The 14960-nt window shown below is 63.3% G+C and carries 12 protein-coding genes; 8 read left to right on the forward strand and 4 right to left on the reverse strand.

The features are described 5' to 3' along the window. Window positions 1–248: 248 nt before the first annotated feature. Window positions 249–2267 (reverse strand): excinuclease ABC subunit UvrB, encoded by a 2019-nt coding sequence (gene uvrB, locus BQ17_RS13585; RefSeq protein WP_089727938.1) that lies wholly within the window; start codon window positions 2265–2267, stop codon window positions 249–251. Between the two features lie 30 nt (window positions 2268–2297). Beyond that, window positions 2298–2891: a DUF8196 domain-containing protein gene (locus BQ17_RS13590; protein ID WP_089727940.1), complete on the reverse strand. Its 594-nt coding sequence runs from the start codon at window positions 2889–2891 to the stop codon at window positions 2298–2300. Window positions 2892–3175: 284 nt separating this feature from the next. Here BQ17_RS13590 and BQ17_RS13595 point away from each other — a divergent pair, with 284 nt between their 5' ends. After that, window positions 3176–4363, forward strand: coding sequence for a pyridoxal phosphate-dependent aminotransferase (locus BQ17_RS13595; RefSeq protein WP_089727942.1), 1188 nt, complete (start codon window positions 3176–3178; stop codon window positions 4361–4363). Between the two features lie 300 nt (window positions 4364–4663). On the opposite strand, the gene glgB is transcribed toward BQ17_RS13595, so the two are convergent. Continuing rightward, window positions 4664–6865, reverse strand: a complete 2202-nt coding sequence (gene glgB / locus BQ17_RS13600; RefSeq protein WP_089727944.1) for a 1,4-alpha-glucan branching protein GlgB — start codon at window positions 6863–6865, stop codon at window positions 4664–4666. Window positions 6866–7297: 432 nt separating this feature from the next. On the opposite strand from glgB, the gene glgC reads away from it, so the two are divergent. Both glgC and malQ read left to right on the forward strand, forming a co-directional pair. Next, the gene (glgC, locus tag BQ17_RS13605) at window positions 7298–8566 is read left to right on the forward strand and encodes a glucose-1-phosphate adenylyltransferase (RefSeq protein ID WP_089727946.1); all 1269 of its coding nucleotides are present in this window, start codon (window positions 7298–7300) and stop codon (window positions 8564–8566) included. Window positions 8567–8586: 20 nt separating this feature from the next. Then, a complete protein-coding gene (gene malQ / locus BQ17_RS13610; RefSeq protein ID WP_089727948.1) occupies window positions 8587–10062 on the forward strand; it encodes a 4-alpha-glucanotransferase in 1476 nt (491 codons plus the stop codon). A 246-nt stretch (window positions 10063–10308) separates the two neighbouring features. Here the strand turns inward: malQ and BQ17_RS13615 are convergent, their stop codons facing one another. Next, window positions 10309–11274: an endonuclease/exonuclease/phosphatase family protein gene (locus tag BQ17_RS13615; protein ID WP_176722424.1), complete on the reverse strand. Its 966-nt coding sequence runs from the start codon at window positions 11272–11274 to the stop codon at window positions 10309–10311. Between the two features lie 442 nt (window positions 11275–11716). Here BQ17_RS13615 and BQ17_RS13620 point away from each other — a divergent pair, with 442 nt between their 5' ends. The 5 genes from BQ17_RS13620 to BQ17_RS13635 form a co-directional block, all read left to right on the forward strand. Next, entirely contained in the window at window positions 11717–12088 is a 372-nt protein-coding gene (locus BQ17_RS13620) for a c-type cytochrome (protein WP_089727952.1), read from the forward strand. Continuing rightward, the gene (locus BQ17_RS13625) at window positions 12085–13257 is read left to right on the forward strand and encodes a cytochrome D1 domain-containing protein (RefSeq protein WP_089727954.1); all 1173 of its coding nucleotides are present in this window, start codon (window positions 12085–12087) and stop codon (window positions 13255–13257) included. Before BQ17_RS13620 ends, BQ17_RS13625 begins: the two co-directional genes overlap by 4 nt. After that, entirely contained in the window at window positions 13254–13730 is a 477-nt protein-coding gene (locus BQ17_RS22740) for an AsnC family transcriptional regulator (RefSeq protein ID WP_256091605.1), read from the forward strand. Before BQ17_RS13625 ends, BQ17_RS22740 begins: the two co-directional genes overlap by 4 nt. Then, entirely contained in the window at window positions 13727–14317 is a 591-nt protein-coding gene (gene ahbB, locus BQ17_RS22745) for a siroheme decarboxylase subunit beta (protein ID WP_218068269.1), read from the forward strand. The genes BQ17_RS22740 and ahbB overlap by 4 nt, the downstream gene beginning before the upstream one ends. Window positions 14318–14454: 137 nt before the next feature. Continuing rightward, window positions 14455–14960 (forward strand): Rpn family recombination-promoting nuclease/putative transposase (locus BQ17_RS13635; protein ID WP_176722425.1); only part of this gene is annotated, 506 nt, incomplete at its 3' end.

Consider the following 14960-nt stretch of genomic DNA (forward strand, 5'->3'; position numbering starts at 1 on the left):
TTTAAATGCGACCTAATGCTTTGAACTCCACCGTTTTGCCATCCCTGGCCCTGGATTCCGGCAATCCCTGCCGGAATAACGAGGGAGGGGTTGGCAGACTTCAGCATTTAGAATTTATCCACTACCGCGTTGTTCTCACCACGGCGTTGCCAATAATCCTTGAAGAAAATGTAGGCATAGAGACCTCCAGAGAACTGAATGGTAGGATGCACTATCTCATTACGGGAGGAGATGGGGTGGAACTGTCCTCACGCCGCAATCCCCCGTCCCCGCAGCTCCCGGATGCGATCGCGGATGGCGGCGGCCTGTTCGAATTCCAGCTCCTTGGCATGACGGTACATGGCCTTCTCCAGGGCCTTGAGCTTCTTGGCCATCTGCGCCGGTGTCAGGCTGGCGTACTCGGCCACCTCTTCCGCTACCTTGGCGTACTCCTGGGCCCGCCCCCGGGACCAAGTGGCCGCGCCGGGGGTGGCGCCCTCCAGGATATCCGTCACCGCCTTGCGGATGGTTTGGGGGGTAATGCCGTGCTCGGCATTGAAGGTGATCTGCTTGGCACGCCGGCGTTCGGTCTCGTCGATGGCGCGCCGCATGGAGCCGGTTATCGCGTCGGCATAGAGAATAGCCTTACCATTGGCGTTGCGCGCGGCCCGTCCGATGGTCTGGATCAGTGAGCCCTCCGAACGCAGAAAGCCTTCCTTGTCCGCATCCAGGATGGCTACCAGGGAGACCTCCGGCATATCGAGCCCCTCGCGCAGCAGGTTGATTCCCACCACCACATCGAACTCCCCCAAGCGCAGGTCGCGGATGATCTCCACCCGCTCGACGGTGTCGATGTCCGAATGCAGGTAGCGCACGCGCACGCCGTGCTCATCCAGGTAGTCGGTCAGGTCCTCGGCCATGCGCTTGGTCAGGGTGGTGACCAGGACCCGTTCGTGACGGGCGACCCGGATCCGGATTTCCGAGAGCAGGTCGTCTACCTGGGTCAGGGCAGGACGTACCTCTACCTCAGGATCCACCAGGCCGGTGGGGCGCACCACCTGCTCCACCACGGCCCCCGAGTGCTGGATCTCGAACTCGCGGGGGGTGGCCGAGACATAGATGGTCTGGGGCTGGCGGGCCTGGAACTCCTCGAAGCGCAGGGGCCGGTTGTCGAGGGCCGAGGGCAATCGGAATCCGTACGCTACCAGGTTCTCCTTGCGGGAGCGATCGCCGCGGTACATGGCCCCTAACTGGGGCACGGTCACGTGACTCTCGTCGATCACCACCAAGGCATCGGGGGGCAGATAGTCGTAAAGGGTCGGCGGCGGCTCGCCGGCGGCACGGCCGGAGAGATAGCGGGAGTAGTTCTCGATCCCCGAGCAGTAACCCACCTCCAACATCATTTCCAGGTCGAACCGGGTGCGCTGCTCCAGGCGTTGGGCCTCTACCAGCTTGGCGTGCTCCCGCAGCCAGTCCAGGCGTTCCTTAAGCTCCTGCTTGATCTGCTCGACCGCGTTCAGGATCGTCTCCCGCGGGGTTGCATAGTGGGTCTTGGGAAAGACCGTGTAGCGCGGGACCTTGCGCATTACCTCACCGGTCAGGGGATCGAAGAGAGAAATAGCCTCGATCTCGTCGTCGAACAGCTCCACCCGGACCGCCTCGGCGTCCGCTTCCGCCGGGTAGATGTCGATCACGTCCCCACGCACCCGGTAGGTCCCCCGGTGCAGCTCCACCTCGTTGCGCTTGTATTGGAGATTGGCCAATTGTCGCAGCAGGGCCCGCTGGTCGAGCAGGTCGCCGCGGGAGAGGTGCAGGACCATCTTGAGGTAGGCATCGGGGTCGCCGAGGCCATAGATCGAGGAGACAGTGGCAACGATGATGACATCCGGGCGCTCCAACAGGGCCTTGGTGGCCGATAGGCGCATCTGCTCGATGTGCTCGTTGATAGAGGCGTCCTTCTCGATGTAGGTATCGCTGGCGGCCACATAGGCCTCGGGCTGGTAGTAGTCGTAGTAGGAGACGAAGTATTCCACCGCATTGTGCGGAAAGAATTCCCGCATCTCCCCGTAGAGCTGGGCCGCCAAGGTCTTGTTGGGGGCCAACACGAGGGCCGGACGCTGGACCCGCGCGATCAGGTTGGCGATGGTAAAGGTCTTGCCCGAGCCGGTCACTCCGAGCAGTGTCATGCCCGCCTCGCCGTCATTCAGACCCGCCTCCAGGCGGCGGATTGCCTGCGGCTGGTCCCCGGCGGGAGCGAAGCCGGATTCGAGCACGAATGCCTTGGACAACGTACCCACCGGCGGAGAAAGATGTTGGCTCTATCCGAACTTCCGGGGCTGGAAGCCCGCGGGGTTGACGATGGCGGCGCTGTCGCCGGTGGCCCGAATCACGAATAACCCTTGGTTTTGCGCGTACTGGTCACTCGCTTGCTCCGCGCGCAGATAGGCCATCGCACCCAGCACCCTATAGGCACGGTATTCGGGCAGGTAATGTTTGGCTCGGTGGAGGCGCTTGATGAATTTCTCGACCTGCCCGACCCGCAGGGTCGTCTTCACCTCTACGATAACGATCTCCTCCCCATTGTGCGCAATGATGTCGAACTCATAGCTCTCTCCGTCCCGAGAGCCCTTGCACCGGGTCGAGGTATTGTTGATCCGGACTCCACGTCCCTTCAACAAGTGGACCAGATCCCCTTCCACCAGGCTCTCCATCAGCTTGCCCCACTGGCCTTCGAACAGATCCTGCAAGGCCTTCATCCGCTTGTCCGTTTCCTGAAATTTGCGGTCTGTTTCCTGGAATTTGCGGTCCAAGGCCCGCTGCGTCTCCTGGAACTTGCGGTCCGTTTCTTTGAATTTACGGTCCGTTTCCTGGAACAACTGCCAGACCTTCTCGAAATTCAATGTGGTTTCCATGATGAGATGAAAGCAATCTTTGTCGCTGGAAGTTTTCCCCTCAAACAGTGGGGGTTGATGCCGATCGGCCACCGATTCAAGGCAGCTTAGTTCAGGATGGTGGGGAGGTCAAAACACGGTGGGGGTAGGGCGGGTGCGAACGCTATCCCGAAAATACACACTCTCCCGGTCGGCCGCATCTTCCCCTGTGCTTGGGGTTCGGGCTTTAGCTATCATTAGTGGTTTGAGCGCCGAACACCAGGGCGCTACCCGCTCCAACGATAAGCACCGAGAGACCCCTGAGAATGAGCATCAAGCTTTCTGCCCGCGTACAGGCCGTCAAGCCCTCTCCCACCCTCGCCGTCACGGCCCGTGCCCAGGCCCTGCGCGCCGCCGGTAAGGACGTCATCGGACTCGGCGCCGGGGAGCCGGACTTTGATACGCCCGATCACATCAAGGCGGCGGCCATCGCCGCCATCCAGGACGGCTTCACCAAATACACGGCGGTAGACGGCACCCCCGAGCTCAAACAGGCGATCGTCGCCAAATTCCAGCGCGAGAACGGCTTCGCCTATACCCCGGACCGGATCCTGGTCTCCTGCGGCGGCAAGCACAGTTTCTACAACCTGGCCCAGGCCATCCTGGACCCGGGCGACGAGGTCATCATCCCGACCCCCTATTGGGTCTCCTATCCGGATATGGCCATCCTGGCCGGCGGTGCCCCGGTGCTGGTACACGCCGGGGCGGATCAGAAGCACAAGATCACGCCCGCTCAGCTGCGGGCGTCCATGACCAGGCAGACCAAACTAGTCGTCATCAACAGCCCCTCCAATCCCACCGGCATAGCCTACACGCGCGCAGAACTCGCCGATCTCGGCGAGGTGCTGCGGGAATTTCCGCGCGCCATCATAGCGACCGACGACATTTACGAGCACATCCGATGGGCCGCCGATGAACCCTTCGTCAACATCCTCCACGCCTGTCCCGATCTGGCTCCGCGCATCCTGGTGCTCAACGGCGTCTCCAAGGCCTACGCGATGACGGGCTGGCGCATCGGTTATGCCGGCGGTCCCCAGGAGATCATCAAGGCCATGAAGAAGGTGCAATCCCAGAGCACCTCCAATCCCACTTCCATCTCTCAGGTGGCCGCCCAGGCGGCGCTCGAAGGTCCCCAGGATTGCATCCGGACCATGACCGCGGCCTTCAAGGAGCGCCACGACTATGTAGTGGAACGCCTCAACCGCATACCCGGCATCCGGTGTCTGCCTACCGACGGCACCTTCTATGTCTTCCCGCAGGTGAAGGGACTGATCGAGGCCCTCGGCACGGTACGCAACGACCTGGACTTGGCGGAGTTCCTGATCGAGCGGGCCGGGGTCGCCCTGGTCCCCGGCTCCGCCTTCGGCCTCGCCGGGCACATGCGTATCTCCATCGCCACCAGCCGGGAGAATCTGGAGCAGGCCCTGGATCGCATTGAGGGTGTCCTGTTATGACCAGTTGCCAACAGTGCAGGTCGGGCAAAGCTCGTAGATGCGGTGAGCGCCTGCCGACTGCCCCAGGGACGGGGCAGGCAAGCCGCGAACGGCATCTTGGGACTTCCAGCCAACTCCGGTCCCCCAAACAGTGCTGTCCGGCATTGTTTGGTGCTGCCAGAAAAGGCGTCGTGTTGCGTTACGCCGCGTTCGACGCCGTGCCTGTCCGGGCGTGGTCCTGGATTATTTGGTGTTGGCTGTGGGAAAAGATCCCTCCGGACTCTGCGCAATCTGTGGATAAAAAGATATCTTTTCCCATACTCAATCCGAGAGGGGCTCGTGTATCAGGATAACCGCCCCCAGCGGCGGGAGGACGAGGGGAATGGAGTGTGGCCAGCCCATGCAGTTTAGGGGTTGGGAAGCGACGCCATCTCGGTTGCCGAGATTGCTGCCGCCGTAGATTTCGGCGTCCGAGTTGATGGCCTCGCGATAGAAGCCGGGTCGGGGCACGCCGAGGCGATAATCCCGGCGGGGGAGGGGAGTGAAGTTGAAGACGGCGGCCAGGAGTTGTTTGCCGCCGCGGTCCTTGCGGAGGTAGCTGATTACGGATTGGGCGCTGTCGTGGCAGTCGATCCACTCGAATCCGGCGGCGCAGAAATCCAGGTCGTGGAGGGCCTGGTGTGACCGGTAGAGTCGGTTGAGATCGGCCACCAGTCGGCGGATGCCTTGGTGTCGGGGGTGTTCCGTCAGCTGCCAATCCAGCGCTCCGGCGGCATCCCATTCCTTGGTCTGGCCGAACTCACAGCCCATGAACAGGAGCTTCTTGCCCGGATAGGTGAACATCAGGCTGTAGAGCAGGCGCAGGGAGGCGAATTTCTGCCGGGCATCGCCGGGCATCCGGTCCAGGAGGGAGCCTTTGCCGTGCACCACTTCGTCGTGGGAGAAGGGCAGAATGAAGTTCTCGCTGAAGGCGTAGTGCAGGCCGAATGTGAGCCGCTCCTGGTGGCGGTGGCGATAGATCGGGTCCTGGGCGAGATAGGCCAGGGTGTCGTGCATCCAACCCAGGTTCCATTTCATGCCGAACCCCAGGCCACCCAAGTGGGTGGGGCGCGACACCGCCGGCCAGGCGGTGGATTCCTCGGCGATCATCAGGATGCCTGGATGGCGCTCGTGGGTCACCACATTGAGCCGGCGCAGAAGCTCCACCGCTTCCAGGTTCTCGTTCCCGCCGTGCCGGTTCGGGAGCCACTCGCCCGGCTGGCGTGAGTAGTCCAGATAGAGCATGGAGGCGACGGCGTCGACCCGCAGGCCGTCCAGGTGGAACTCATCCAGCCAGTAGAGAGCGCTGGAGATCAGGAAGTTCCGTATCTGGTTGCGTCCATAGTCGAAGATCAGGGTGCCCCAGTCCTGGTGCTCGCCTCGGCGCGGGTCCTCGTATTCATAGAGGGCGGAGCCGTCATAACGGGCCAGGGCAAAGGTATCGCGTGGAAAATGGGCCGGCACCCAGTCGAGGATGACGCCGATGCCTCGGCGGTGGAGGTGGTCGACGAACCAGCGGAAGTCGTCCGGGGTGCCGAAGCGGCTGGTGGGGGCGAAGTAGCCGGTGGCTTGATAGCCCCAGGAGGCGTCCAGGGGATGCTCGGTCATGGGCAGGAGCTCGATATGGGTGACACCCAGCGCCAATGCATAGTCCGCCAGCTGTTCGGCAAGCGCCCGGTAGGTCAGGAACTGCCCTTTAGGGCCTCGGCGCCAGGAGCCCAGGTGGACCTCGTAGATAGACAGCGGTAGGTGTTGCCAATCGGACCTAGCCCGGGCCTGCATCCAGGCCTGGTCCTGCCAGCGGAATCTGCTTGCGCCGCAGATGTAGGCGGCGGTCCGGGGCCGCTGTTGGAAGGATCTGGCGTAGGGGTCGATCTTTACCCGGATGTTGCCCTGGCGGTCTCGGAGCTCGAACTTGTAAAGGTCGCCGGCGCCGAGGCCGGGGATGAAGAGCTCCCAGACGCCTGAGTCGCCCCGCAGTCGCATGGGGTGGGCGCGTCCATCCCAGTGATTGAAATCACCCACCACGCTAACGCGCTCCCCGTTGGGGGCCCAGACGGCGAAACGCACGCCCGGTATCCCATCCGGGGTGCATAGATGAGCGCCGAGGAAACGGTGGGCGTGCCAGTGGCGGCCCGCGTCGAACAGGTGCAGCTCGAGGTCCGGGAGCTGGGGTGGAAAGCAATAGGGGTCGTAGCGGCTGTAGCGGTTGCCCGCCCGGTCCTCCCAGCTCAGGCGGTAACGCGCCGGGACCGCGCCTGGGCTTCCTTCCCATACGAACAGGTCGGTGCCTGGGAGCCGCGTCAGCTCGACAGGGGCCTCCGGGATACGGACGGTTTCCGCTCCGGGCAGGAAGGCGCGAACCAGGCAGCGGTCGCCTACCAGGTGTCTGCCGAGGACCTGGAAAGGGTCCGGGTGGCGTGCCTCGAGGAGGCGTGTGATGGCGTCGGAGGGCTGTGCCCGATCGCTCGTCCCGGTGGGCATGGAAGCGGTACGTCCAGTAGGGCAAATCCGTTTTTACTAAGAAAATTAAGAGCCCGTAGGGCGGGAAAGCGCAGCGTATCCCGCCGGAACCATCGGCGGGATGCGCCGTCCCTGGCTTCTCCCGCCCTACGGGCTGAGATTTCGCTTTGTGCATCCTATCAGGCTGCCGCGGTTCGGGAACCTCCGCGCAGTGGCCGAAACCTTAAGACCCTTGCCGGGCGCTTGCTTTGCCCATCCTACGGCTGTGTGATCTGCGGATAAAGAATGAATACACCTCTGAAAGATGTGAAAATGCTAACATAGGCTACTTCCGATCAGGGTGGTGGGTAGCCGAGGCGTTGCTGATCGGATCCGGCCCAGGTCCCGAGTGCGCACCCGATTGCTTAGGGGCGAGCGGCATGATGTCGGCAGTGCAGCGCAAGGGGAGGATCTATGCCGGATGGTCCGCGTTTCGTCAGTTACCTGACGCGCAATACCTTGGCCTTGATCCTCGCCGGTGGCCGTGGCTCCCGCCTTAAGCAGCTCACCAAGTGGCGGTCCAAGCCCGCAGTGCCCTTCGGCGGTAAGTTCCGGATCGTGGATTTCCCCTTATCCAACTGTGTCAACTCGGGGATCCGCCGGATCGGCGTGCTCACTCAGTACAAGGCCCATTCGCTGATCCTGCACATCCAGAAGGGGTGGGGCAGTTTGCATGGGGAATTCGGGGAGTTCGTCGAGCTCTGGCCGGCCCAACAACGGATCGCCGCGGCGGACTGGTATGCGGGTACCGCCGATGCTGTGTATCAAAACCTGGACATCATCCGTAACCACAATCCGGAGTATGTGCTGGTGCTGGCCGGGGATCATGTCTACAAGATGGACTACGGGGCCATGGTGGCCCAGCATGTCCGTGTGGACGCCGACATGACGGTGGGCTGCATCGAGGTTGAGTTGGAACAGGCCGAGCAGTTCGGCATCATGGCGGTGGACACCGAGAACCGGATCTGCAGCTTCCGGGAGAAGCCGGCGCATCCCGAGCCGATTCCCGAACGCCCGAACTATGCCTTGGCCTCCATGGGGATCTATGTCTTCAACAGCGGCTTCCTGTTCGAGCAGCTCATCAGAGACGCGGACCAGCCCGACTCCACCCACGACTTCGGCAAGGACATCATTCCCGATGTCATCACCAAATATCGGGTGATGGCCTATCCCTTTCGGGATGTGCCCAGCGGTGATCAGGGCTATTGGCGTGATGTGGGGACCGTGGATGCCTTCTGGGAGGCGAACCAGGAACTCATCGGCGTGACGCCGCCGCTCAACCTCTATGACGAGTCTTGGCCCATCTGGACCTACCAGGAGCAATTGCCGCCGGCCAAGTTCGTGTTCGACGACGAGGAGCGGCGCGGCATGGCGGTGGACTCCATGGTCTCCAGCGGCTGTGTGATCTCGGGTGCCAAAGTGCGCCACTCCCTGCTGTTTTCAAACGTGCGTGTCAATTCCTACAGCTATGTCAAGGACGCGGTGATCCTGCCGGGCGTGGACGTAGGCCGCAACTGCGAGATTCACCGCAGCATCATCGACCGGGGGTGCCGTCTTCCGGGAGGTCTGACCTTGGGCCTGGACCCGCAGGCGGACGCCGAGCGGGGCTTCTACGTCAGCGAGGGCGGAGTAACGCTGGTAACACCCGAGATGTTGGGCCAGGAAGTTCACCATGTCCGTTGATCCCAGATGCTGAACCCCCGATGTTGAACGAGAAACAGACACCGGCCGCCGGTCTCGACCGGCGCCGCACCGGTATTCTCCTGCACCTGACCTCCCTGCCTGGGATCGGTCCCTGTGGCTCGATCGGTCCCGAGGCCCATAACTTCGTGGGCCTTCTGGCCGATTGCGACATGTCGGTGTGGCAGGTGTTACCGGTGGGACCCACCCGACCGGACGGCTCGCCGTATCAGACCAGCTCGGTCCATGCCGGGAATCCGCGGCTCATCGCCCTCGAGCCCCTCCTGGAGCGTGGCTGGCTGCCGGCCCTCCCCAAGGGTAGTACCGAGGTGGCCAAGAGCGAGGCCCTGCGCCGCTCCTGGGACGGATTCCGGAAACGCGGGTCGGCTTCGGACCACCGGGCGCTGACCGACTTCACGGCGGAGAACGACTATTGGCTGGACGACTACGCCCTGTTCCAGGCCCTGCGGGAAGAGCGGCAGGCCCCGTGGTGGGACTGGCCGCCGGCCCTGCGCCGGCGTGACCCGGATGCCCTGGAGCAGGCGCGACGGCACCTCCGGGAAGACCTCGACTATATCCGCTTCGAGCAGTTCCTGTTCTTCAACCAGTGGCAGGTCCTGCGTGGGCATGCCAACGCGGTCGGCATCGAGCTCTTCGGTGACATGCCCATCTTCGCGGCCCACGACAGCGCCGAGGTGTGGGCCCGGCCCTATGATTTCGATCTGAATGCGGACGGCAGCCTGCGGGTGGTGGCCGGGGTGCCGCCGGATTACTTCTCCGCCACCGGTCAACGCTGGGGCAATCCCCTCTATCGCTGGGACCGGATGCGGGCCGACGGCTTCCGCTTCTGGTTGGATCGGATCCGTACCCAGCTGCGCCTGTTCGACATGGTGCGCATCGATCACTTTCGGGGTTTCGATGCCTGCTGGGAGATCCCGGCGGAGGAGGAAACCGCCGTTAAGGGGCACTGGGTAAGGTCCCTCGGCGACGAGCTTTTTGCATGCCTGCACCGGCACTTCGACCGCTTGCCCCTGATCGCGGAAGACCTGGGTGTCATCACCCCGGCGGTGGACGCCCTGCGCAAGCGGCATCACCTGCCCGGCATGCGGGTGCTGCAGTTCGCCTTCTCCGAGGGGGCCCTCAATCCCCACCTGCCTTTCCAGCACGCTCGCGACGCGCTGGTCTACACGGGCACTCACGACAACGACACCACCCTCGGCTGGTATCGGTCCCTGGACCCGGCAACCCGCGACCGGGTGGACGCCTACCTGGGTTATCCAGCGGAGGACATGCCCTGGCCGCTGATCCGGTGCGCCCTGGGCTCACGCGCCCATTTGGCGATCCTGCCCATGCAGGATGTCTTGGGTCTCGACGGTGCTCACCGCATGAACCTGCCGGGCACCAGCGAGGGCAACTGGCGCTGGCGTTTTTCCTGGGACCAGGTAGGGTCCGAGCTGCCTGGTCGGATACGGCGTTTGGTCAAGCTCTACGGGCGGTGAAACCGTAACCCGTAGATTGGGCAAAGCCCGTAGGATGTGGTGAGCCGCCGGGCGCGGGACGCGCCCGGCGGCGAACCGCATCAGACGCTGGTATCTGTGGATTAGAAAGAATATTGGGATTTCTCCTTTGCCGTGGTCTCCCATCTGCAAGCCCACGAGGGCGTGTCCTTCCATATGCACTGCTTTTCACAGATGAAAAACGAAATAATCTGCGGATTGAAAAGATATGTTCGCGAGCCGTTACGGCTAGCGATGAGTGAGACGCAGTGAGATAGCTACCGGGTGGTGGTCCGAGGGGGCAGGGTGGTCGCCTCCGTAATCCAGCACGGCATAGCTTCCGGGGACGATCCTGCGGGCCGTTACCGCATCCATGACAATGTGGTCGATGGCGTAGGGATAACGGGGATTGAGGGGGAAGGGAAAGGGCCTGCCCGTGTTAGCCAGCACCAGGTCCGCGCCCGGGTGCGGGCGTGAGGTCTGCGGCCGGCACCTGCGGCCCAGCCTGGAATCCGGTATCCAGGTACACACCGCCCCATCGTCGATGGCGGACCAGAAGTCGTCGCGCGGCTGGTCGAGCTGGCGGTTGAAGTCGCCCAACAGGACAAAGCCTTCGCCGGCGCTCGCCCTGGCGTCGATCCATTCTTCCAGGATCCCGCGCTGCCGTATCAGCAGTCTGCACTGGTCTCGGTTGACCTTACCGTCGAGCCGGTTGTAGGCGCAGCCGGCTTTCAGGTGCACCGCCAGCAGCTGGATCCCGTCGCCTGTTCCATCCGCGGGCTCGATCAGGATGCGGGTCGCCCAACGTTGGGAGCCCATGCCGATCGCCGCAAAATCCGGCAGGCGGCGGTAGCTCAGCCCCAGTTTGGTCAATCGCTCTCGGTTGATCGCAAACCCCGTGCGTTGCATGGTCCGCATCTGTCCGGATTGACGGCGGCAAGGGCCCAGGTTGCGGTCCGGTTGGCGCGCGATCTCGATGGCATAGGTGCCCGGATCGAACAGGCGCGTGACAGCCGCCCGATCCTCCACCTCCTGCAAGGCGATCAGATCGGCGTTCAAACGCCGTGCGTGCCGGCGCAGACGTGCGTAGTCTGCCTCAGACCTAGGCCGGCAGCCGGCGCCGACAGCCGCGGCGAGATGCTCCAGATTCCAGGTCGCCAGCCGTAGGGTCGGGGGCTCAGCTGCGACGGAACAGGCCACGAGCAGCAGGGGCAAGATTAAGCGCTCCGGCAGAACCAGGCGCGGTCTTGGGTTATTTAACATCGTCTGTGGGATCGGATTTTTATCCGCAGATTACGCAGGTTCTCACAGATTAAAAAGGGATAATCTGCGTAATCTGCGGATTGAAAGGTCAAGCAGGTTGGGCAAAGTGTCAGGCCTGTCCCGACGGAGGAGGGAGCCTGGCTCGTGCCCAACATGCGGTGTTCAGTCGGGTACGCTGTCGTCTGAACGCGCCCTAACCCAACAGGTCCCGCGCAGCCGTTTGACTTGAGTCAAAGCTGAAATGCGAGCACTTGTCTTAGATTAAACTGGTGGCAGCTAACCTTTTCTCGGGCAACCCCAGCGTGAGCACAAGGGACCGGATGAACACTTTCGAGCGCAAGCAGGTCGACCGCCTGCCGGTGTTGTCCACTGCCGGTACTTGCGGAGCGTGCCGATGATCGCCCTCTTTCGCGTTAGGGTTAAGCTGGCCGCCCTGCTCGTGGCAGGCCGTGCCGTTCTATCCATCGCGGGCCTTATCGCGCTCGCTGCCGCGCCTGTTCAGGCGGACGCGGAGCCGTCCGCCAGCCGCCAAGCGGAGCTCAGGAATCTGCTTACGCAGGACTGCGGCTCCTGTCATGGTCTCACCCTCGCCGGGGGGCTGGGTCCTTCGCTTCAGGGTCAAGCCTTGGTGGGCAAGCCCGCAGAGTACATCGCGGCTATCATTCTCTTCGGCCGACCCGGTACCCCAATGCCGCCCTGGCGGCCTTTCCTCTCGGATACGGAGGCCGCCTGGCTTGCGAATCGCTTGAAGCAACCGGCACCATGACGGCTCGCTCGCTGCTGTTCCTGGCGCTGACGGCGTTGCTGACGGGGACTGCCGACGCCCAACGAGGAACCGGTGACCTCGGCATTGTTGTCGAACGCGCTGCAGGAAGCCTGCAGCTCATCGAAACCTCGCTGAACACCGCCCTGGGGCGCATCGAGGGTCTCGGCGATCTGTCTCATGCCTCCGCGGTCTTCTCCCGCGACGGACGCTTCGGCTTTGTGTTCGGCCGCGACGGCGGACTGTCGAAGGTCGATCTGCTCACCGGCACCCTCGTCAAGCGTGTCGAGCAGGCGGGCAACAGCATCGGGGGTGCCATCTCACAGGACGGCCGTATGGTGGCCGTCTCCAACTACGAGCCCGGGGGCGTGCGCGTCTTCGACGCCGGGACCCTGGAGCTGATTGCCGACATCCCGGCGGTTTACGGACCCGCGGGAAAGCGATCAAAGGTCATCGGGCTGGTCGACGCTCCCGGCAATCGCTTCGTGTTCAGCCTGTGGGATGGGAACGAGATCTGGGTCGTGGATCTGACCGATCCGGCCCGTATCGACATCCGCAAGTTTAAGGACATCGGCCGCAATCCCTACGATGCCCTGATCTCCCCCGATGGACGCTATTACATCGCGGGCCTGTTCGGGGAGGACGGCCTGGCGCTCCTTGACCTGTGGCACCCGGAGGCGGGGGTACGCCGCATCCTGCCCGACTACGGAAAGGGCGAGCAGAAGCTCCCCGTCTACAAGATGCCCCATCTGGAGGGCTGGGCGGTGGCCGGACAGCGGGCGTTCATCCCCGCGGTGGGCCGGCATCAAGTCCTGGTGATCGACATGGACGACTGGCGGGAGGTCGCCCGCATCCCCGTGAAGGGTCAGCCGGTGTTCGTCATGGCCCGCCCCGACGGACGCCAGGTATGGGTGAACTTCGCCTTTCCGGACAACCGTCACATTCAGGTCTTCGATACCGAGACCCTCAAGCAGCTCCATGCGTTCGAGCCGGGTCCGGCCGTACTGCACATGGAGTTCGAGCCCCGCGGCGAGGAGGTCTGGATCTCGGTGCGGGATGCGGATCGGGTGGATGTCTATGACACCACGACCTTTGCACGCTCGGCGAGCTTACCTGCGGACAAGCCGAGCGGCATCTTTCTCACCGCACGCGCCCACCGGATCGGACTATGAGAAAGCCCGGCAAGGCCCTGCTGCTCGATGATATCGACCGACGCCTGCTCGACGACTTTCAGAGTGGCTTTCCGCTGGCGCCCAGACCCTTCGCGGAGATCGCCGGTCGGCTGGGGGTCGGCGAGTCGGAGGTGATCGCCCGTATCGAACGGCTCACAGCGGCGGGCGCTGTAAGCCGGGTCGGACCCGTGCTCCGGCCGCGGCATGTCGGCGCCAGTACCCTGGCCGCCATGGCCGTGCCTGAGGACCGGATCGAGGAGATAGCCGAGCTTGTCAACGGTTACCGGGAAGTCAATCACAACTACGAGCGCACGCACAGGTTCAACCTCTGGTTCGTGCTTACCGCAGCCGACGAGGAACGTCTCACCGAGGTCATGGAGGAGATCGAGGACCGTACCGGAATCGAGGTGCTGGACCTGCCGATGCTCGAGGAGTACCACATCGACCTGGGGTTTCCGCTGCAGTGGACATGAGCGCGAGTGTTTCCGCTGCTGTCCCCGACCCGATCGACGGCGCCCTGATCCGCGCCGTACAACAGGGCCTGCCTTTGGTGCCGCGGCCCTACGCCGTCATCGCGGGCGGGCTCGGGATTTCGGAAACAGAGGTGATGGCGCGACTTGCGAGACTCATCGCCAGGGGAGCAATCAAGCGCTTCGGCGTCGTGGTGCGCCACCGCGAGCTCGGCTACCGCGCCAGCGCCATGGTGGTCTGGGCCCTGCCCGAGAACCGTGTCGCGGAGATCGGCCGCCGCATCGCTCGTCTCCCGTTCGTGACCCTGAGCTACCGGCGCCTGCCGAGGCCGCCCGTCTGGCCCTATAACCTGTTCACCATGATCCACGGGCGCGATCGGACATCGGTATTGGATCAACTGGAGCAGATCAAGGAGCGCCTGGACCTCGCGGACACAGGTTGCGCGGTCCTCTTCAGCGCGCGTTGCTTCAAGCAGCGTGGCGCCCGCTACGATGCGACTTGGCATCCCGAGGCGACGAACCCTTGCCACCCGATCGAGCTTTCGGACCTGAAGTCGGCGTCCGGAAACAACCTGGCCTGCGCCTTCTGATGCCCGATTCGGGGCACGCGGCCGCAGGTGTCGATGATGACACCGCCGTACCCTCGCCGGTGGTGAAGGGCAGGGCAACCGATGATGTATCAAATGAACACATGAAAACGCCGGTTAGTTACGCCGCCTGACCTCCCATGACCGAACCTCAAAATAACAGCGACGCCTACGACAGTCCCTGGAAAGAGGTGCTCGAACATGCCTTCCCCGAGTTCGTGGCCTTCTATTTCCCCGAGGCATATGCTCAAATCGACTGGGCACAAGACCATGAATTCAAAAACACCGAGCTGCGTCAGGTCGTGCGCGATGCTGAACTTGGTAAACGTTTTGCCGATGCCCTGGTACAAGTCACCCTCGAAGATGGCGAACAACGTTGGATCTACATCCACATCGAGGTCCAGGGCCGACGCGACAGTGGGTTTGCCCGGCGCATGTTCACCTACAACTACCGGCTCTTCGATCGCTACGCCCGCCCCATCGCCAGCCTCGCCGTGCTGGCCGACGCGGATGCCGGATGGCGACCCGACCACTATGGCTTCGAGGTCCTCGGCTGCCGTCATACACTGGAATTTCCGGTCGTCAAACTCATCGACTATGCGGACCGCATCGAGTCACTTGAGGCGAGCGCCAATCCCTTCGCCCT

It is taken from the genome of Candidatus Thiosymbion oneisti, from assembly GCF_900092655.1.
GTDB classification, from domain to species: domain Bacteria; phylum Pseudomonadota; class Gammaproteobacteria; order Chromatiales; family Chromatiaceae; genus Thiosymbion; species Thiosymbion oneisti.

Excerpts from the sequence above, each read along its gene's own strand:
- BQ17_RS13625 (WP_089727954.1), top strand. The coding sequence starts at position 12,085 with ATGACGGCTCGCTCGCTGCTGTTCCTGGCGCTGACGGCGTTGCTGACG.
- BQ17_RS13590 (WP_089727940.1), bottom strand. The coding sequence starts at position 2,891 with ATGGAAACCACATTGAATTTCGAGAAGGTCTGGCAGTTGTTCCAGGAA.
- BQ17_RS22740 (WP_256091605.1), top strand. The coding sequence starts at position 13,254 with ATGAGAAAGCCCGGCAAGGCCCTGCTGCTCGATGATATCGACCGACGC.
- glgC (WP_089727946.1), top strand. The coding sequence starts at position 7,298 with ATGCCGGATGGTCCGCGTTTCGTCAGTTACCTGACGCGCAATACCTTG.
- malQ (WP_089727948.1), top strand. The coding sequence starts at position 8,587 with ATGTTGAACGAGAAACAGACACCGGCCGCCGGTCTCGACCGGCGCCGC.
- ahbB (WP_218068269.1), top strand. The coding sequence starts at position 13,727 with ATGAGCGCGAGTGTTTCCGCTGCTGTCCCCGACCCGATCGACGGCGCC.
- BQ17_RS13620 (WP_089727952.1), top strand. The coding sequence starts at position 11,717 with ATGATCGCCCTCTTTCGCGTTAGGGTTAAGCTGGCCGCCCTGCTCGTG.
- glgB (WP_089727944.1), bottom strand. The coding sequence starts at position 6,865 with ATGCCCACCGGGACGAGCGATCGGGCACAGCCCTCCGACGCCATCACA.
- BQ17_RS13595 (WP_089727942.1), top strand. The coding sequence starts at position 3,176 with ATGAGCATCAAGCTTTCTGCCCGCGTACAGGCCGTCAAGCCCTCTCCC.